The 17,298-nt window shown below is 51.9% G+C and carries 25 protein-coding genes and 1 pseudogene; 15 read left to right on the plus strand and 11 right to left on the minus strand.

Translation table 11 applies throughout. The features are described 5' to 3' along the window. Positions 1-51 precede the first annotated feature (51 nt). The 4 genes and pseudogenes from ndk to rpl7ae all read right to left on the minus strand — a co-directional run bounded on the left by ndk (position 52) and on the right by rpl7ae (position 1,286). Entirely contained in the window at positions 52-474 is a 423-nt protein-coding gene (gene ndk / locus VGS11_01485) for a nucleoside-diphosphate kinase (protein ID HEV2118770.1), read from the minus strand. Beyond that, positions 471-656: pseudogene (locus tag VGS11_01490) on the minus strand (50S ribosomal protein L24e). Before VGS11_01490 ends, ndk begins: the two are co-directional and overlap by 4 nt. Before the next feature lie 19 nt (positions 657-675). Continuing rightward, positions 676-900: a 30S ribosomal protein S28e gene (locus VGS11_01495; protein HEV2118771.1), complete on the minus strand. Its 225-nt coding sequence runs from the start codon at positions 898-900 to the stop codon at positions 676-678. After that, positions 897-1,286, minus strand: coding sequence for a 50S ribosomal protein L7Ae (gene rpl7ae / locus VGS11_01500; GenBank protein ID HEV2118772.1), 390 nt, complete (start codon positions 1,284-1,286; stop codon positions 897-899). The genes VGS11_01495 and rpl7ae overlap by 4 nt, the downstream gene beginning before the upstream one ends. 114 nt (positions 1,287-1,400) lie before the next feature. Between rpl7ae and VGS11_01505 the strand changes: the two genes are divergently transcribed. Beyond that, positions 1,401-1,628: a 30S ribosomal protein S27ae gene (locus VGS11_01505; protein HEV2118773.1), complete on the plus strand. Its 228-nt coding sequence runs from the start codon at positions 1,401-1,403 to the stop codon at positions 1,626-1,628. Between the two features lie 58 nt (positions 1,629-1,686). On the opposite strand, the gene spt4 is transcribed toward VGS11_01505, so the two are convergent. From spt4 to kae1, 5 genes are all read right to left on the minus strand, one after another. Then, complete coding sequence (spt4, locus tag VGS11_01510; protein ID HEV2118774.1) at positions 1,687-1,872, minus strand: transcription elongation factor subunit Spt4; 186 nt, start codon at positions 1,870-1,872, stop codon at positions 1,687-1,689. Then, complete coding sequence (locus VGS11_01515; protein ID HEV2118775.1) at positions 1,869-2,447, minus strand: DNA-directed RNA polymerase; 579 nt, start codon at positions 2,445-2,447, stop codon at positions 1,869-1,871. The genes spt4 and VGS11_01515 overlap by 4 nt, the downstream gene beginning before the upstream one ends. A gap of 65 nt (positions 2,448-2,512) precedes the next feature. Then, the gene (gene rdgB, locus VGS11_01520) at positions 2,513-3,109 is read right to left on the minus strand and encodes an RdgB/HAM1 family non-canonical purine NTP pyrophosphatase (GenBank protein HEV2118776.1); all 597 of its coding nucleotides are present in this window, start codon (positions 3,107-3,109) and stop codon (positions 2,513-2,515) included. Then, complete coding sequence (locus VGS11_01525) at positions 3,075-3,731, minus strand: Kae1-associated kinase Bud32 (GenBank protein HEV2118777.1); 657 nt, start codon at positions 3,729-3,731, stop codon at positions 3,075-3,077. The genes rdgB and VGS11_01525 overlap by 35 nt, the downstream gene beginning before the upstream one ends. Then, positions 3,713-4,702: a KEOPS complex N(6)-L-threonylcarbamoyladenine synthase Kae1 gene (gene kae1, locus VGS11_01530; GenBank protein HEV2118778.1), complete on the minus strand. Its 990-nt coding sequence runs from the start codon at positions 4,700-4,702 to the stop codon at positions 3,713-3,715. The genes VGS11_01525 and kae1 overlap by 19 nt, the downstream gene beginning before the upstream one ends. A gap of 91 nt (positions 4,703-4,793) precedes the next feature. Between kae1 and VGS11_01535 the strand changes: the two genes are divergently transcribed. The 10 genes from VGS11_01535 (at position 4,794) to VGS11_01580 (ending at position 13,028) form a co-directional block, all read left to right on the plus strand. Further along, a complete protein-coding gene (locus VGS11_01535) occupies positions 4,794-6,014 on the plus strand; it encodes a translation initiation factor IF-2 subunit gamma (protein ID HEV2118779.1) in 1,221 nt (406 codons plus the stop codon). Between the two features lie 98 nt (positions 6,015-6,112). Next, entirely contained in the window at positions 6,113-6,634 is a 522-nt protein-coding gene (locus VGS11_01540) for a hypothetical protein (protein HEV2118780.1), read from the plus strand. Between the two features lie 15 nt (positions 6,635-6,649). Beyond that, positions 6,650-7,084: a hypothetical protein gene (locus VGS11_01545; protein ID HEV2118781.1), complete on the plus strand. Its 435-nt coding sequence runs from the start codon at positions 6,650-6,652 to the stop codon at positions 7,082-7,084. A 34-nt stretch (positions 7,085-7,118) separates the two neighbouring features. Continuing rightward, a complete protein-coding gene (locus VGS11_01550) occupies positions 7,119-7,565 on the plus strand; it encodes a 30S ribosomal protein S15 (GenBank protein ID HEV2118782.1) in 447 nt (148 codons plus the stop codon). Then, positions 7,546-8,994: a DHH family phosphoesterase gene (locus VGS11_01555; protein HEV2118783.1), complete on the plus strand. Its 1,449-nt coding sequence runs from the start codon at positions 7,546-7,548 to the stop codon at positions 8,992-8,994. The genes VGS11_01550 and VGS11_01555 overlap by 20 nt, the downstream gene beginning before the upstream one ends. Next, a complete protein-coding gene (locus VGS11_01560; protein HEV2118784.1) occupies positions 8,991-9,233 on the plus strand; it encodes a KEOPS complex subunit Pcc1 in 243 nt (80 codons plus the stop codon). Before VGS11_01555 ends, VGS11_01560 begins: the two co-directional genes overlap by 4 nt. Before the next feature lie 19 nt (positions 9,234-9,252). Beyond that, positions 9,253-9,924: a 30S ribosomal protein S3ae gene (locus VGS11_01565; GenBank protein HEV2118785.1), complete on the plus strand. Its 672-nt coding sequence runs from the start codon at positions 9,253-9,255 to the stop codon at positions 9,922-9,924. 12 nt (positions 9,925-9,936) lie between these two features. Then, the gene (locus VGS11_01570; protein ID HEV2118786.1) at positions 9,937-11,268 is read left to right on the plus strand and encodes a hypothetical protein; all 1,332 of its coding nucleotides are present in this window, start codon (positions 9,937-9,939) and stop codon (positions 11,266-11,268) included. 5 nt (positions 11,269-11,273) lie between these two features. After that, positions 11,274-12,509 carry a bifunctional sugar-1-phosphate nucleotidylyltransferase/acetyltransferase gene (gene glmU, locus VGS11_01575; GenBank protein ID HEV2118787.1) on the plus strand — a complete coding sequence of 412 codons (1,236 nt, stop codon included), beginning with the start codon at positions 11,274-11,276 and terminating at the stop codon, positions 12,507-12,509. Between the two features lie 132 nt (positions 12,510-12,641). Continuing rightward, positions 12,642-13,028 carry a hypothetical protein gene (locus VGS11_01580; protein ID HEV2118788.1) on the plus strand — a complete coding sequence of 129 codons (387 nt, stop codon included), beginning with the start codon at positions 12,642-12,644 and terminating at the stop codon, positions 13,026-13,028. A gap of 3 nt (positions 13,029-13,031) precedes the next feature. On the opposite strand, the gene rtcA is transcribed toward VGS11_01580, so the two are convergent. Then, entirely contained in the window at positions 13,032-14,090 is a 1,059-nt protein-coding gene (rtcA, locus tag VGS11_01585) for an RNA 3'-terminal phosphate cyclase (protein HEV2118789.1), read from the minus strand. Between the two features lie 54 nt (positions 14,091-14,144). Between rtcA and VGS11_01590 the strand changes: the two genes are divergently transcribed. Then, entirely contained in the window at positions 14,145-14,729 is a 585-nt protein-coding gene (locus VGS11_01590; GenBank protein HEV2118790.1) for an MGMT family protein, read from the plus strand. Between the two features lie 3 nt (positions 14,730-14,732). Further along, on the plus strand, positions 14,733-15,257 hold the full coding sequence (locus tag VGS11_01595) for a nicotinamide-nucleotide adenylyltransferase (protein ID HEV2118791.1): 525 nt from the start codon (positions 14,733-14,735) through the stop codon (positions 15,255-15,257). A 270-nt stretch (positions 15,258-15,527) separates the two neighbouring features. Here VGS11_01595 and VGS11_01600 read toward each other — a convergent pair whose 3' ends face one another. After that, on the minus strand, positions 15,528-16,319 hold the full coding sequence (locus VGS11_01600) for an S-adenosyl-l-methionine hydroxide adenosyltransferase family protein (GenBank protein ID HEV2118792.1): 792 nt from the start codon (positions 16,317-16,319) through the stop codon (positions 15,528-15,530). A gap of 74 nt (positions 16,320-16,393) precedes the next feature. On the opposite strand from VGS11_01600, the gene VGS11_01605 reads away from it, so the two are divergent. Both VGS11_01605 and VGS11_01610 read left to right on the plus strand, forming a co-directional pair. Continuing rightward, positions 16,394-16,846, plus strand: a complete 453-nt coding sequence (locus VGS11_01605; protein ID HEV2118793.1) for a DUF6114 domain-containing protein — start codon at positions 16,394-16,396, stop codon at positions 16,844-16,846. A 198-nt stretch (positions 16,847-17,044) separates the two neighbouring features. Continuing rightward, positions 17,045-17,263 carry a hypothetical protein gene (locus VGS11_01610; GenBank protein ID HEV2118794.1) on the plus strand — a complete coding sequence of 73 codons (219 nt, stop codon included), beginning with the start codon at positions 17,045-17,047 and terminating at the stop codon, positions 17,261-17,263. The last annotated feature ends 35 nt before the right edge of the window (positions 17,264-17,298 follow it).

Below are 17,298 nucleotides of genomic sequence, written 5' to 3' on the forward strand. Positions count from 1 at the left end.
TTTTCCTGCCTCGGTATTAAACCATGATTTCTTCGAGAGAGGTCTTTCCAGTCATATTCCGTCATGGAAGAATATTGATGATTCTTTCTTCGCATTTTCGAGACTATCAGACGCGTGAATGACGTTGGCCGTGATGGAGAGAGATAGATCTCCTCTGATGGTTCCTGGTTCCGCCTTCTCAGGGTCAGTTGCGCCTATCACTTTGCGAAGAACATTAACCGCGTTAGACCCTTCAAGAATCATTAACACTACTGGTCCAGAAGTAACGTGGTCCACGAGTTCCTGAAAGAAGGCTTTTCCCTTGTGAACCGCGTAGAGGGTCTCTGCCTCTTTTTTGGAGATGCTATGGAGACGCATCTGTTTGATGACGAATCCCTTCCTCTCTAGCCTTGACAGAACTTCGCCTGCGACCCTTGATTGTAGGGCTTCAGGTTTGAGGAACGCGAAGGTTTTGTTGTTGGAGTGGTTGCTCAGCGTCCTTTCTCTCTCTTCCCGTAGTAAGCAGTCCACTTCAGCTTACGAGAATCTCTCTTGAAGGACAAAGTGCTGACTCTACAACGACGGGAGCAAAAGTAGAGTATTGTGCCGTCGTTCTTCACATGCATTATGCCCGTGGAGTTGGGAAAGTTCTTCCCACAGAAACTGCACTTGAACGTCTTCGGCGTCGCTTACGCCCTACCTGATCTTTTTCGCTTCTCTCTCAGTTTCTCGGAGCATGAGAACGTCGTTAAGCCGGATAGGTCCCTTGCAATTCCTTGTGATAATTCGTCCCTTATCGCGGCCCTCTAAAACTCTGACTCGAACCTGAATAACTTCTCCCGTAACCCCTGTCCGGCCGATGACTTGGGTTACTTCGGCCGGGATGAGTGGCTCGTCAGATCTGTCTTTTGACTTGCTCACTTGCCTGCGCCGGTCTTCTTGATATTCTCAACTATCTTGAGGATGTCCTTGAGAGATTGGGCACCATCACCTGGCTCTACTACGGAGATCGCAGCAGACCCGACGTCTAGCCCAGCGGATTTACCTAGCTCTAGCTTGCTGGGAACGTAGAGGTATGCGATCTTCCTCTCTTCGCACAAGATGGGTAGATGAGCAACTACTTGCGGGGGCTCAACATCCTCTGCGATAACGACTAGTTTGGCGATTCCTCGCTCGATTGCTTTTGTCGATTCGTTTGTGCCTTTCCGGAGTTTTCCGGTGTCCTTCGCTACCTGAAGAAGTTGATAGGCCTTGTCAACGGCTTCCTTGGGAACTTGGAATCGTACGTAAACAGATTTTTGTGCCATCCAGACTCACTCTCATCGGCCAGCAGCCTGGGCGGTGTCCGGCTTTTATGAACGTTTCTCCAGCGATGAAAAAACAACACTAAATATGGCGCGGGGGTCTGATGCACCGAAGATATGTCGCAAGCACCGGCACAGCCGAAGTCACAGGGACCTGCACCAGCAGCAAAGCCGAAGCAGAAGAAACTGCGGATGCGGAGCGAGCTGTACGAGATTTCCGGCTCAACTACCAAGTTGAAGAATAGGAAGTGTCCACGGTGCGGTTCGGTCATGGCGTCCCACAAGCAGCCGACCCAGAGATGGGTTTGCGGGGCTTGCAGCTTCACAGATTATGGGGCGAAGTGAGCCTCACTAGTTCTCCTTGGCTCGACGCCACGGTTAGAACTCACGTGTTCGGCGGTTTCTATCGAACTCTGATCGCGAACTTTCCAGGAACCTTGATCTGCATCAGGTGGGCAACCTCAGAGTTCGCTGGTTCGAGGATAACGACGAAGCCAGTCCAGTCATCACTGAAGTTTGTTGACTTGCAGTTAGGGCAGACAGGCCCCGCGCTGATCATACGGCAATTCTTGCAAGCTTTGTCTGTCAAGCTGCTGCCTTCCGCTCTATCTTCGGAGGTTTCCCTTTGAGATCCTCTTCTATCCATTCTATTCTGCCTAGAAATGGTTGGCGTAATGTGATCCCAATTTTTCCTCCTGAGCCCCCTCGGGGGAAACTAACGGCGATTATTCGTCCTCTGACCATGTTTCCTTTTCCTAGGTTTCTATGACTCTCGCGTCCTCCGAGTACGCCGTGCTTTTCATCGTATGTAATGAAGTCGTCCATGATCTGGGATACGTGTAGGAGAGCGTCTTCAGGACCTATTCTAACAAATGCTCCGAAGTCGGTGACCTCTACGATCTCTCCTTCAACGACCTCGTGGAGCTCTGGGAAGAAGGTGAGCAGTTTGAAGACGGCTTTGTGATGTGTTGAGCCGTCGCCAGGAAGAATTTTCCCTGTTGTCTCAACATCAACATCCGTGACCAGGATGACGTAGCCGAGTTCTTCGTCCACATAATTCTCGTACTTGAGCTTGACCTGTTCGCGGGCGACTTCATCGATTGGTTGTCCGAACTTCTGTGGCGGAATACGGACTACATCTTCGACGGTCACTATGCGGAACATATTCACGGAGCACGGCTGAACGCGTTATTTTAGGGCTCCGCTGGGCGCTAGTCCCGCAGCTGGGCTTAGGCCTTGGTTCTGATGTACCAGAGAGCAAGCTTCCTGAACGCCATGGCTCGATGGGAGCAGTTGTCCTTGAATTCGCTTCCGCCTTGGGCGAACGTCTTCCTAGCGCCATTCGGAACGAATATTGGGTCAAATCCAAAACCTTTCGTTCCGGCAGGCTTGCGCGATATCGTTCCATGAACTTTTCCTGAGAACTGTTGACTGGAATCCCTGGGAGATGCCAGAGCCAGGGCTGTCTGAAAGTACGCGTCGCGACGATTCTGTCGACGCATCAACTGTAACAGTCCCTCAACCCCAATCGTTGCGTGGACGTATGATGAGAAGGGACCCGGGAACCCGTCCAATGCTCTAACGAAAAGACCCGAGTCTTCGACCACGACCGTCCGGTTGTGTTCTCTTGAAGCTTCTTCTGCGGCAAACTTGGCTATCTCATGGAGGCTGGTGCTCTGGATTTCGGTTTTCGGAGAATCGAGCATTCGGATCTTTATTCCGAATGGATCAAGTGTTCTGAGGGCTTCATGGTATTTGTGAGCGTTCTGTGTTATGAACCATAATGTTCGCCTATCGGATGGCGAAGTATCTGCCTCTCCTTGCAATTTCTGCGGCTTTACGAAGACTCGATTCTGCTATCTTATCTCCTGCACTCTCGCGATATCCCTTCGCGACTCGTTTGAACGAATCAGTAGCGTCGAGAGCATGAGTAGCTATCAGCGATCTTTGGAGCAGGTGGAGGTCTGTTCCGCGATCCTCCGTCTCTGACGATTTCGTGGCCATTCCGAAATCTATGATGAACGGTTTTCCGTCATCCGGCACGATAATGTTTGATGTCGTCACGTCACCGTGCACTATTCCGGCTGAATGAAGAAACCCGACCTGGCGGCCAAGTTCTTCAAGGAGCGGAAGACGGCGCGAGTCAGGCATTGAATCGATAGCGTCCCGCGCGACTGATCCATCAATAAACGTCATGATGATCGAAAACCTTTCGAGGTCGAGTCCGAGGATGCTCGGGGTTCTCGCTCCGGCGGTCTTAGCATCACGTATTGCAGCTGTCTCTTTGACCGTTCTCTCCTTTCTGATCTTGGCGTCAAGCTGTTCGTGGCGATAGGCCTTCCGAACTCGTCTCTTGACAACCGCTTTCCATGGAGGCAACTCTGACAGAAAGAGATCGGCTTCTGCCCCTCTGTGTAGAGGATGGAGCTCTAAGGTCGAGGAATCCATGGTACATCAATCTCGTCTAGGCGCCATCGCGGATTGACAAAGCTTTCCGGGACAGGAACGCGGATCCCACATTCAAACGCGAGTCTGCCTGAGCAAGCGATCTGGGCACCACAATCTCCAGAGTATTGGATCGGAACTGGATGAAACGTCGCCCCGTGATCCTCTGCGACGGATTGGATCATTCCTCGAAGGCGCTGGTTCGCAGCGACACCTCCAGCAAGTAGAACCTCCTCCTTCCTCGTCTGGACCAGGCTCCGCTCAACTGCCTCAGCCAGCATGGCGAATGAGACTTCCTGGATTGAGAAGCAGATGTCTGCCAAGGACTGCCCCTCGTTGAGAAGTCGGATGGCGGCTGTAAGCAGTCCGGAATAAGCAACGTCGTTTCCCTTCACAGTGTACGGCAGAGGAAGTAGCGTACGACCTTCTTTGGCTTTTGACTCAACGGCGACCCCTCCGGGAGACGGGAGCTTCGCCTCGCGTGCAAACATGTCGAGAATATTTCCTAGAGTAATGTCTTCAGTCTCGCCGTATATCCGCCATCGTTTGTTCAGATGAACAGCGATTGCAGTATGTCCGCCCGAGACTAGGACTGCCAATGGATCGCGTGAATGTCCGGCTGCCATTGCGAGGTCTAGGTGTGCGACGCCGTGGTGAACGGGGACGAGTGGCTTGTTCATGTAAAGAGCCAGAGCTCTGGAGATCGTTGCTCCAATCCTGAGGCATGGTCCGAGCCCTGGCCCTGCTGAATAGCAAATCGCATCTGGGCTGGCTCGGTCTCCTACTCCTTGAAGGGCTTGCTGTATTACACTGCTTGAGACTTCGTTGTGATGTTCGGCCGCTTTCCTCGGATGGATACCTATCCCTGTTGGCGGGCGATAGGTTGAGTTCACGTTGGTGATTATCTTACCGTGATCATCAGTGATGCTCGCCCCGAAAGTGTGTGCGGTCGATTCTATTCCTAAGAACAGCAATGGATTAGCGAGTCACCTTTGATTTCACTTGCCAAGGGTTAAATTTTGCCTGTGGGGATATTAATGTCTCCAGCTAGGAAGTGTCTGTAAAATCCAACCCGAAATCAACGTAGGTACGCTTGGCCATGTCGACAATGGAAAGAGCACCATTGTCCAAGCGCTTACAGGGGTTTGGACAGCCCGACACTCCGAAGAACTTCGTAGAGGTATTACGATCAGGATAGGATATGCTGACGCCTCGTTCTACGAATGCCCGTCATGCGAGCCACCATTCAACTACTCGACTAGCAAGATCTGTCCGAACTGTAAGAGCGAGACGAAATTCCTACGATCGGTGAGTTTCGTCGATTGCCCGGGTCACCACAGCCTGATGGTCACAATGCTCTCCGGTGCTGCCATAATGGATGGATCAATGTTCGTTGTATCTGCGAACGTCAAGTGTCCACAAGCCCAGGACCGAGAGCACATGCTAGCCGCGCAGATGGTTGGCTTGCGCAAGATGGTCATGGTGCAGAACAAGATAGACGTGGTCGACCGGGCGAGGGCCAAGACAAACTATCAGGAGATTCTCGATTTTGCGAAGAATACGGTCGCTGAGGGAGCTCCGGTTATACCGGTTTCTGCTCAGCACAAATTGAACATGGATGTCTTGATCGCTGCGATACAAGAGAAGATTCCGACTCCCAAACGCGACTCGTCAGTTGCCCCGAGAATGTCCATCCTCCGGTCGTTCGACGTCAACAAACCTGGAACCGAAGTGGACAATATTCTGGGAGGAGTTGTGGGAGGATCAGTTGTCCAGGGAATTTTCAAGAGAGGGGAAGAGATCGAGATCAAACCTGGAATAAAGGTGGGCGAGGCAAACCGTGTCACCTACGAAAAGCTCGTTGCGAACGTGGAGAGTTTGCAGGCGGGTGACGGAGAGGTGAAACAGGCAACTCCTGGCGGACTGGTTGCCGTTGGGACGGATCTTGATCCTTCGATTACAAAATCTGATGGATTGGTCGGAAATGTGCTCGGAAGGTCTGGCACTCTTCCGGATATTTTGGAAAAGGTCAGCCTTGATGTTGATCTATTCGAGAGGGCTGTCGGGACAGAACAATTGGTCCCGGTGCAGAAGATCAAGATGAACGAACCACTAGTCCTGAATGCGGGCACAGCTGTCACCTCGGGCTTGGTTGTGTCGGCGAGAGAAGACATTGCAGATGTAGCATTGAAGAAGCCTATCTGCGCTGACTCAGGCTCGAAAGTCGCCCTAAGCCGGAGGATTGGGGAGAGCTGGCGCTTGATCGGGTTCGGAACAATAAGGTAGGATTTCATCTGATCACGGCTCATAGAGAGCCAGAGGATTTGCGGGGCAAACCCTAATTTCCGCGGACGAGCTACTAAAGAACCGGTTGAAGGCGAGACGTGCGACATCGTTACTTCAGCGTTTTGGCGCCTGTTCCGGGATTAGCTATTTTCGCTATGGGCATCGCGGCTTTTTACTACTACTACAACCGTTTTGCAGTTCTCGGTGACCCGTCAGGTTTTACGCCCTTTCTCTTGGATGTTTTTGGGATCGCGGGCGGGGCCATTCTGATAGTGACGGGAACTCTTGTCCAGATCAAATGGTCCAAGCTTAGAGCTTCTGTTATCCTCCTTCGCGGACTCGTCCTGGCTTTTGGGTTGATCGTTCTGGGCTTTGTCTTCGTGATAATAGAATTGGCAACGGACACGCTAGTTTGTGTGAGATCTACATCAGCAGCTGGTTTCGGGGCAGTATTGGGTCCTGCTCAGACATGCTTGCAGTATGGCTACGTCCATCAAAATCTCTGGTTAGGGGTCTTGGGTTCTGGCATGGTGTTCCTCGGAATCCTCGTTAGTGCTCTGGAGGAGAAGAGGCAGTTTCAACCTCTCAACCCACGCCATTCCAGTCTTCGAGTCACTTGAGGCGCGGCGTTTGTGGTGAGAACCGGCCAACCTCTCACAGTTCTCTTAGATACCAGCTTTCTGATTGCGATGCTTGAGCAGAGAAGAGACATTGACGAAGAACTGCGAGACCTCATCAATGGTCCAGTAAAGATCGCTACTCTCGATATTGTCGAGCGGGAACTCCAGCGGCTGGGAAGAACTAGGGCCTCTAAGATCGGCGCGTTGGCGAATGCTTCGATTGAACTGTTGAAGGCGAGAAAATATACGAAATTTGATTCAGGAATAGAGACCTCGGATACGGATGCTGCGATACTTTCTTTCTCGCTGGCCCGTAATGCGCCGTTAGCGGTCGCGACGGTTGATCGCAAATTGAGAGCTGCGCTGTCAGGGCTTGGTTTGCCAGTGGTTTATCCTATGCGTCGTCGCGGGTTGTTGATGTCGAAGAGTGTTCGTCCCAGTTCGACTTAAATAACGCGCAACCGGGGACCGCGGTGTAAGCAACTTGGCAAGGCTCTACTCGGGGAAGAGAGGAAGTTCAGGATCGACGAGACCTGTGAGCAGGCGTCCCCCTGCATGGTTCAAGTACGAGCCTGAAGAGGTAGAGGCCCTTGTTCTGAAACTGTCCAAGGAGGGAAACGCGCCGAGCATTGTCGGCCAAATCCTCCGAGACAAATATGGCATTCCCCTAGTCTCGCAAGTCGTTGGCCGGCGCCTTGAACATATTATCCCGGAGGAAGGCCGGACGAAGATTCCTGAAGACCTTGACAATCTTCTCAAAAAGGCGACGAGTGCGACGAGGCACCTTGAAAAGAATCGGAAAGATTACCCGAACAAGAGAGACCTTGCACTGATCGAGTCGAAGATCCATCGGCTTGTAAGCTATTACCGAAAGATTGGGCGAATTCCTAAGGATTGGACGTACAAGCCAGTTGCAGCCAGCCTCGACTAGTCTCAAAGATCGTCGACTGGAACTTCAGCAAGCTGCCGAAGAGATCGCGTCGATAATCAAGGACGCAGCATCGAAAGAATCAACGATTCTAACGGTCACGCACTTCGACGCGGATGGTCTGACTGCTGGCGCGATTGCTTTCGAGGCGGTAAGGCGTCTCAATACCGTCGTTCACTTGCGGATCGTGGAAAATCTCAGCGACAAGAGCCTCGAAGGGATCAGTTCCATCGACTCTGACTTCATCATATTCACGGATATCGGCAGCGGATATCTCGACACGGTTTCGAGGATTCTCAAGAATCGAGAGATTGTTATTGCGGACCATCATCAGATGCTAGGTGAGCCTCCGGCCAATCTCCATCACTTTAACACTCATCTTTTGGGTTTCAACGGCTCGGAAGAGATCAGTGGGGCGGGAACATCCTATCTTCTCGCAAAGGCACTGGACCAGAAGAACGTTGACCTCTCTCCCCTTGCTATTGTTGGATGTCTGGGCGACCAACAGGACAAGGGCCCGAAGAGATCTCTCACAGGCCTCAACGCTGAGATTCTACACGAAGCCGTTCAAGCCAAACTGGTTGAGGTCACGCAAGATCTGGTCTTGTTCGGACGGCAAACTAGGCCGATTCACAGGGCGATCGCGTCAACCACGACACCATTCTTCCCGGGCCTCAGCGGAGAGGAGGATCGTTGTCTGGCTCTTCTTGATTCGATCAACATTCCCACCAAGGTGGATGACCGGTGGCGGACGATCTCTGATCTCTCACTGGAGGAGAAGAGGCGACTTGTGGATAAGATCATTCAACATATGATCTCGTTGAAGCTGAGTGGGGAGGTGGCTCTTGAGCTGATAGGGTCAGTGTACACGCTAACCAGAGAAGAGCCTTCGACGCCTCTCCGCGACGGCAGGGAGTATTCGTCGCTGCTGAATGCTTGCGGTCGTATGGGCAAACCGGGCCTTGGAGTAGCCTTGGGTCTCGGGGACCGTGGTGCATCGTTCGAGGAAGCCCAACAAGTCTATTCGGAATATCGGAAATTCCTGTCGAAGTACATGAACTGGATTACCCAGGACCCCAAGTCACTGGTTCAGAAGGAACACGTGGTGATCGTTAGGGGGGAGGGGGTGATTGATGAGAACATGACTGGAGCCGTTTCTTCAATACTCTCCTCCTCGAATCTCTTCGGCGGCTCAAAGGTAACGTTGGTCGTCACGGCGACAAAGGAGGGTGAATCGAAAGTCTCTACGCGTGGAACCGAACAGCTCATCGAGAAGGGATTGAACCTTGGCAAGATACTTCAGGACCTGTCACCCAAACACGGAGGATATGGGGGCGGCCATGCAATCGCGGCAGGCGCGACAGTACCGCGCCAGAACCTAGAATCATTCCTGACCCAGCTTGAAAAGACGATCGAGTCGTCAATCAAATGATAAGAGCAGATTTCAAGATCGCGACACCGAACAAGGCGACCTCTAGATCTCTCGTTGCATCGGTTCAACCTGATAATCTGAACATGAAAGGTCTCAACGTGAAAGGAAGAGCATTGGAGCGTAGTGCGTCGTTTACTCTCGAATTTGATGGAAAGATTGAAACATTCATATTCACCCTGGACGACCTCCTCCGCTGTCTCCAAGCAGCAAAGGAGACGCTAACAAAAGTATCAAGCTAGAAAGTGGAAAAAGAGACTCGTGTCAAAGCCCACCAAGAAAGTCCGGGACAAGTGGAGGACGAAAGAGTGGTACTCGGTATACACGCCCTCCTACTTTGGAGAACAGAACGTGGCTGGAATACCCTGCGAGGATCCGAAGAAACTTATCGGGCGAGTCGTCGAAACCACTCTCTATGATATTACTAATGACTTCTCTCACCAGTCGATCAAATTATACTTCCTAGTAACCTCCATCACGGGCGACCGGGCCGATACAATCCTCAAGAGCCACGAGTATTCTACCGATTATCTGAGAAGCCTTGTGAGGCGGGGAAGCACTCGCTGCGACGGCATCTTCACCGGTCGAACAATCGACAACTATCTTACACGAGTCTACATTGTGGGATTCAGCCACGGTCGAATAAACGGGTCGCAGGAACATGGGATACGCCAAGTCATGGGCAAGATCGTTGCCGAGAAAGCGTCGAAGCTTACGTACTCGCAGCTCTGCCACGAGATGGTTCTTGGAAAGATGGGATCCGACGTCTACAACGAAGCAAAGAAGGTCTGCCCCCTACGGCATATCGGAGTTCGGAAGTCAAAACTACTCTCGATGCCACTGAACCTTGAGGGTGTGCAGCCAAAGGGAGGGGCCGCTCCTGAAGTCATCGCGCCTGAAATCGCCGTGCCTACTCCTGAGCCAGCAGCGTAGCGCTGCCCGCTCTTGAACCTGCAATTCGGCAGCTCCGGAATCCGCGGCAAATATCCTGAAACAGTAAACTCGGCAGTCGCCTTTGAGCTGGGCAAACTCATCCCAAGGATATTGGGGGAAGAGTTGACGCTTGGGAACGATCCTCGATATTCTGGTCCTGTGCTGAAAGCAGCTTTTCTCTCGGCGGCTCTCGAGAACGGATCCAGAGTTCTAGATTATGGTTTGATTCCGACTCCAGCGCTTGCGTATGAGACGAAATCGCTGAATCGATCGGCTGGGGTTATGATTACTGCTAGTCATAATCCTCCGGAGTATAATGGGTTCAAGGTGTTCAACAAACTCGGGGAGGCTCTCGATGACGAGACGCGGTTGAGCTTGAAGAACGGAAAACAGCCTTTCTACAAGGGTAACCTGTCGAGTGTTGAGCCCGCTGAGCCGAGAGAGTACAAGGAATTGCTCCTTCAAGTGGCCTTCAAGAAAAAATGGAAAGTTGTACTGGATCTGGGAAACGGTGCTGCCTCAAACCTCGCTCATGCGATATACAGACAAATATTAGACAAGGTGACTGGAATCAACTCGTTTCCTGACGGGGGTTTTCCGGGTCGGGGTTCCGAGCCGACAAGAAAGAGTGTAGCAACTCTTGGCACCATGGTCGTTGAGACTCACTTTGACGCCGGAATCGCATTCGATGGCGATGCGGATAGAATGTACGTTGTTGACGAGAACGGTGTCTGCCCATTGCAAGATCGAATCCTCGCATCGTACATCGCCTTTCTAGCGAAAGGGTCCAAAGGTCCTCTCGTAATCCCACTTGATGCGTCGATGGTTGTCGACGAAATCGCCGAGAAACATGGGGCGAAGCTGGTTCGGGGGCCTGTGGGCGATGCTAAGCTCTTGCGTGAGATGAAACGGTTAGGCGCAAGCTTCGCGGGGGAGCCTTCTGGGGCGTGGATTCACGGAGACTACAACAATACTCCAGACGGACTCCTGTCAGGATTATTATTCCTGCAGGCCGCAGAGCGCCTTGGTCTTACCATCGCCGAAATGGTCAAGGATGTTCCAGAGTACTTTATGATCAGAGAAGGAATGAGGTATTCAGGAAAACTCTCCAAAGGCATGATTTCTAAGCTCGGAACAGGTCTGAGGAAGATCCTTGGAAAGGACTCGTCTGTGGAGACGAAGTTTGGGCTGAGGGTGAGCACGGAGAATGCCTGGGTCCTGGTTCGCGATAGCGGCACAGAACCAGTGATACGCGTGACAGGAGAGTCGAAGGATAAGTCTGAAGCAACGAGGATTATGAGAGAAACCCTTCGATTGTTGAGACAGGTTCTGAAGGAACGATAGAAGAATTGAAAGCAGCGATTCTGGCGGCGGGCAAAGGAGAGCGACTCTGGCCGCTCTGCGAAAAAAATCCTAAGCACCTACTTCCCGTCGGCGGAGAACCTCTCCTGCAGAGAACCGTCAAGGCTCTCGTCCAAGCAGGAGTCAAGGACATTGTTATGGTTGTGCAGTTCGAGGCGGAAAAGATCAAGGGGTTCTTCAAGGATGGGCGTGAGTTTGGTTGCAAGATCAGTTACGTGAAACAGAAGAGACTCGGTGGGACCGCGGACGCTGTGAAGACTGTCGAGAGCCAGCTAAGTGACGAGGATCGTTTTCTCATCATATACGGCGACAACTACTACAACGAGAAGGCTCTCGACAAATTCGTCAGCTCATCAAAATCTAGCGATCTACTAATGGGTGCCGCGGAGGTCAGAGACCCATCGCGTTTTGGGACATTGCAAGTCAAGAAGGGAAACATCGTTGCCATCCACGAGAAAGTGGCAGCTGGAAATGTCGGGGTGGTAAACGCAGGCATCTATGTTCTCGACGATTCTATCTTTTCCGTGGTAAAGAAGACTCAGAAATCAAAACGTGGAGAGTTCGAGCTCACCGACTCACTAAGCATGTTGTTGGCCGAAGGAAGAAAGATCCGAACTGTTCCTTTCGGCAGGGGAGAATGGGTCGGTATCACCTACCCATGGGACCTTCTCGAAGCGAACAGGTCGGCGCTAGATACTGATGAAGAACTTCACGACGGGGAGACAGAGCCGGGCGTGCACTTGAAGGGCACCGTCAGCATGGCAGGAGGATCACGAGTGAAATCAGGCTCGTACATCGAGGGTCCTGTGCATATCGGCGAAGGCTCAATTGTGGGACCCAATGCGTACCTCCGTCCGGGCACAGCCCTTGGGAAAGGGGTGAAAGTCGGCGCTGGCTGCGAGGTCAAGAATAGTATTGTCATGGACGAAGCTAAGATTCAACATCTCAGCTACGTGGGAGACAGCGTGCTTGGTAGGGCAACATCGCTAGGGGCGGGTACAATTACTGCCAATCTCAAGTTCAATGACTCCAACGTCAAGTCACGGGTGAAAGGTCGAATGGTAGACAGCGGACAACACAAGCTGGGCGCGATTTTCGGTGACGGGGTGAAGACAGGAATCAACGTGTCTATCTTCCCCGGGGTCAAGATTGGAGCTAACGCCTGGATTGGCCCGGGAGCGATTGTCAGAACCGATGTCGCATCGAGGGCGAGAGTACGATGACCCATCCATCCACCAGAGCGACGATTCAGCGCAATGGAGAGTCACTTAGTCAACGGTAGCTTGGAACCGAAGGTGAAGAGTGAGTTGGAAGAAAACGAAACCTACGTCGGCTGACATTAGAGCCCGATGCAGTTGTCCCTTGGTATCGGACAACCAGCTGGAATCTATGCAACAAACAAGAGATTGTTCATTTTTCGAGAAGACATGGACCCTATATTCAACAAGATGGTTTCGGGTTCTGGAGGAAAGGACTTTGCCCCTTCAAATCTAAGGGCGGACCAGAATAGGGCAATAATCACGGAACTCTCATCTCGGCGTCCCCCTCAATTGGTCTTCAGAACTAACGAAGTTTTAGGTCTAGATCTGCAGAAGCCGCCCGGAGTCTTCAGGACAGGTTACCTGAAAATCAGCTCTACTTCTGTAGAGACAGTAAAGGTAGTGATTGGAAAGAAACCTGAATACGAGTACGTGAAATCGCTTCTTCAATCATTCAACCCCCAAGTTATGAGAGAAGTTTGACCCCTACTGGAGCATCGGCTCGACTCCTCTGACCCGTAGCCTGCCCGGCTGGTCGATTTCACCCACGAGGTCGAATCTTGCACCAGTCAACCATTCCGCCACTTTGACATTCGTCGAGGTGTGTTCTGTAACGCGTGAGATTGACACTTCGGATGTTCCCTCAGCCAGAATCAGGTATGGGACGATCATGTCTCCCATGTGTCGATCCAGGCAAGCTCCGGACTCGACTTCCTCAACCAGGATTTTTCCCGCGGTCGAGCCTACTTCTTCCGCAGGCCTTCCTCTTTCCCCGAGGGCGTCCGATCCCAGAATATTGCCGTTCTGCGTGTCCACGGATAACACTATTCCGCTCCCCGGTCCCAACTGTCTCTTGTCGTCAGTGACCTCAATGTCTATTGAGGGGGACGGCAACTTTGCTTCTTCGAGCCGTTTCTCGGCTGAGGTTGCCTGTCGCTCCGCCACATGCCTAGGCAGAGCTGTTGCGTGGCTGATACCAAGGATTTTTGATACGGACCCCCGCTTGTCGTTCGTCAGTGGTTGAAGCTTTGAGGGACCTTGTGTCGAGAATCTAACTAAGCCTCCGCCCTTCGGATAATGTCCCCTTCTAACGATCTCCAAGTCCCCCAGATAGCCGGTTTTCCGGAGGATTGGCAAAGTGACGAGGCGTAGATAGTCGATAGGTGGACTCCACTTCACATCGGTTCCGCCTGTAATCTCTAGCCGGACGCTTCCGGGTGCGAACGCGAGGATAGGCATGAGCGTCTGAAGAACAAGAGTGACACTTCCCGCGGTGCCTACGTCAAATCGGAAGGTTCCAGCTCTCAGCTCTCCTGGTCGGAAGATAAACTCCGTAGAGCCAACTTCTAGCCCTTCCAAGACGCCGGAACAGAGCTCGGCTGCGGCTTTAACTCCGGTCATGTGTTGGGGTCTGATTCCTGGTTCAGCTCTACCTGCTCTGACGTTGATGACATGGATCTCCTTTGATAGTACTGCTGCGAGAGCGACTGCGGTTCGGATAACCTGTCCTCCTCCTTCGCCGAAGCTCCCGTCTATCTCGATCATCTTGCGCCCAGCGTTGAACGACTATTCTTTAAGGAGAACAGCTCTCGAAGAAGAGTGAAGCGACTAATGGAGAGACTGACTCTCACGACCAAAGAGCACGACGGAACCTGGTTTGGTGTGTTATCTAACGAACGAAGTCAACTGCTCGCATCGTCATTTTCAAAGTCAAGGGAAAACCTGGAGCGACATCTTCTAGCTGAGGATAGAGGAACTACCCGTAGTGGCTTTCCGGCCCAGGCAGGGGATGCTCTTGACCAAATGATCAACCTATACGAAGGCAAGAAGACGACCAAGGCGGTCCGTCTCGACTGGAGAAGTGTATCGGAATTCCAGAAGAATGTTTGCCAACGCATGAAGGAAATTCCATGGGGACGAGTCACGAGCTACGGAATGATAGCAAAACGGATCAGTTCCGGTCCAAGAGCAGTTGGAACAGCTGTCGCGAGAAATCCATGGCCGCTATTCATTCCATGCCACAGAGTAGTTCCGGCGAATCTAGAGATTGGCAACTACTCAATTGGAGGAGCACTTTCTGATTACGGGTGCGCAATCAAGCGAGACCTCCTAGAGCGCGAAGGTGTAACCATAGAAGGCGACAAGATTGCTCTAAACGCTCTCTGGGTTCCGACCGGAGCCTGAACCTTGACGACTGGCCTCTACATCGGCCGGTTCCAGCCATTCCACCTTGGCCATCTTGAGGCTGCGAAGCACATACTCAGCAAGGTCGACGAACTCGTCATAGTCGTAGGAAGTGCACACGATAGCCATACTCTAGAGAACCCGTTTACGGCGGGGGAACGTATCACGATGATTCGGCTGGCTCTGAAGGAGGCGAAGATAGATGCCAACCGACACACGGTGTTGGCTCTTCCCGATGCCGAGTTCCACAAGGTATGGGTCTCTCACCTTCTATCTCAAGCACCTAGCTTCGACATGGTTTTCACAAACGAGCCCCTGACAGGACGTCTTCTCAAAGAGGCGGGAATGCGTGTTGAGAAGATTCCCATGTTCAACCGAGGCGCGTATACCGCAACTGAGGTTAGAAAGAGGATCATAGAGGGAAAGAACTGGGAAGAACTCTTACCAAGATCTGTTGCCAATTATGTGAAGGCGATCAAGGGAGACGAACGAATGAGAGAGATCGCCCTGACCGACAAAGCGAACTAGACTATTTGGCTGATACCGAGACGGGAGGCTGCGGTTCAAACTCGAAGTCCAGCCCACACTTCGGGCAGATTATGCCTACGATTTCGCCTGTTCGAACGTCTCTCAAGCCCGTGGGAACACGAGTCTGTATGCCGCATCTCGGGCATTCAAAATCCACGAGCTTAGCCAACGCTTTCCTTTCAGCGAGAGTAAACAGATGAGATAGGCTTGAGGGGAAAGCGAAAGTGAACGACTCCTCTTCCAGAGCGAGGAAAGTTCTAGGCAATCAGACTAGAACTGAATCTCCAAATGGTCTAGCGGTTTCACGTCGAGCTTGTCCCTAGCACTTCCCTCTCTAACCGCTATTTCCAAAAATCCCTGGCTTCCAAGCAACAATGCCGCGGCTCCAATGTCGAGCTCGTAGTAGGATCTCACGAATTGGGCTTGCAGTTTCCGGGTCCAAGATCGAGTTTCAAGAGTCTCTCCAACCTTCAGCGGTAATTTCCTGGTCATTTTTTCATCAACATTGGTGATGACGTTTCCAAACGCGTCCACATGCAAGACGTGACAGACGAGTAGGTCTCCCGAGAGCTTTGGCGGAACGAGATTGAGAGTTTCCAGCTTGGAGACTTTGGGTCCTGCCTCCCTGGGTCTCCGGCCAGAAGCTATCAGACCCGCGGTATAGGCGAAAATGTCTCTCCCGTGAAAAGTGCTTGAAATCCGCGTTCCCTGAAACTCCTTCTCTCGAATCTCATAGATTGCCTCGAGACCCAGTTTTTCGCTTGCCCGAGCCATTAGTCCGTTGTCGGGTCCGACGAAGGTTGCTTTTTCGCATTCGATGACAAGAGGTTTTCTCGCGCTTCCAACTCCGGGATCGACGACTGCCACGTGTATCGTGCCCGTGGGGAAGTAAGGAGCGGTTGTTTCTAGAATGAATGAGCCCATAGCAATGTTGTGTCGCTCGACCTCGTGAGAAATGTCCGTGACAACAACATTTGGGTAAATGTTGAGAATCGTACCCTTCATCTGTGCAACGTAGCCATCTCTTGCGCCGAAATCAGAGAGAAGGGTTACGATTTTCATTGGACCATCAATGCGTGGCGTTCTCTATGTTCCGAAACTAAATACGATAAAGAGTGCTTGATCAATTGTAACACTTGCCAGGCGACAGACCGACAGCCGCCTTCATTCTCTCATTAGTCGGAGGCCTGATAATACTCGTTACGGGAGTACTTGTTGGTGTGATATTTCTCGTCGTCGGTACATACCTCGGTGGGCCCCCATTTCTATCCGTATTCTGGGGTTTACTGGGCATTCTGATCGGGATCCCCGTAATCATCGGTGCGGTCATGATGTATGTAAATCCCAAAAACCATGTCGCATGGGGCGTCGCAGTCATCGTATTTTCGCTGGCTAGCTACATCACAGCCTCTCTGGGAGGTTTCCTAATCGGTTTGCTGCTCGGACTTATCGGAGGAATCCTGGGAGCTATTTGGAACCCACCATCAATCTCCACTTCATTTCCAGTCACCAAAGCATGTCTGAATTGTGGAAGAGTCATGAACGAAGACGCCAAGTATTGCAGCAATTGTGGGAAGCCTTTCGCTTGAAACCCACAGAGAGGTAGCGAAATATTCCGTAATCGCAGCAATTGGAAGCCTATCACTATCATCCATGCGAAGAGCAATCCAAAGAGGACTCTCTGAAACAACCCTGTATACGGGGACAAGGAGAATGCTTCGATTGCCAAGTAGACATAGACCAATGGAATTGAAACACTTGCAACGCCTAAAGACCATCGCGACATCTTGATCCAAGATGGAACGGTCCTACTAGATCTCCCGAAGACTAAGGGCGCAGTCGCGAACGTTACGAAGGAAATCAGAGCATCAAGACTATGGGCAAGCTGGACGACAGACACACCGCCGGCCGGGCAACCTGGGTCACATGGAAGAAAGGCCACCAGTGACGTTCCTGTCCCATATACTCCGACGAGCATCATGGTCGACCGGAAGAGTCCATTGTGAATAGTTAGCCCAATGGCGAAAATAATTGTGAGAGT

It is taken from the genome of Candidatus Bathyarchaeia archaeon (genome assembly GCA_035935655.1).
Lineage (GTDB): Archaea > Thermoproteota > Bathyarchaeia > 40CM-2-53-6 > 40CM-2-53-6 > 40CM-2-53-6.

Coding starts and splice junctions, on each gene's coding strand:
- rpl7ae (HEV2118772.1), bottom strand. CDS start 1,286: ATGGCACAAAAATCTGTTTACGTACGATTCCAAGTTCCCAAGGAAGCC.
- VGS11_01505 (HEV2118773.1), top strand. CDS start 1,401: ATGTCGCAAGCACCGGCACAGCCGAAGTCACAGGGACCTGCACCAGCA.
- VGS11_01515 (HEV2118775.1), bottom strand. CDS start 2,447: ATGTTCCGCATAGTGACCGTCGAAGATGTAGTCCGTATTCCGCCACAG.
- VGS11_01525 (HEV2118777.1), bottom strand. CDS start 3,731: ATGGATTCCTCGACCTTAGAGCTCCATCCTCTACACAGAGGGGCAGAA.
- VGS11_01560 (HEV2118784.1), top strand. CDS start 8,991: ATGATAAGAGCAGATTTCAAGATCGCGACACCGAACAAGGCGACCTCT.
- rtcA (HEV2118789.1), bottom strand. CDS start 14,090: ATGATCGAGATAGACGGGAGCTTCGGCGAAGGAGGAGGACAGGTTATC.
- VGS11_01600 (HEV2118792.1), bottom strand. CDS start 16,319: ATGAAAATCGTAACCCTTCTCTCTGATTTCGGCGCAAGAGATGGCTAC.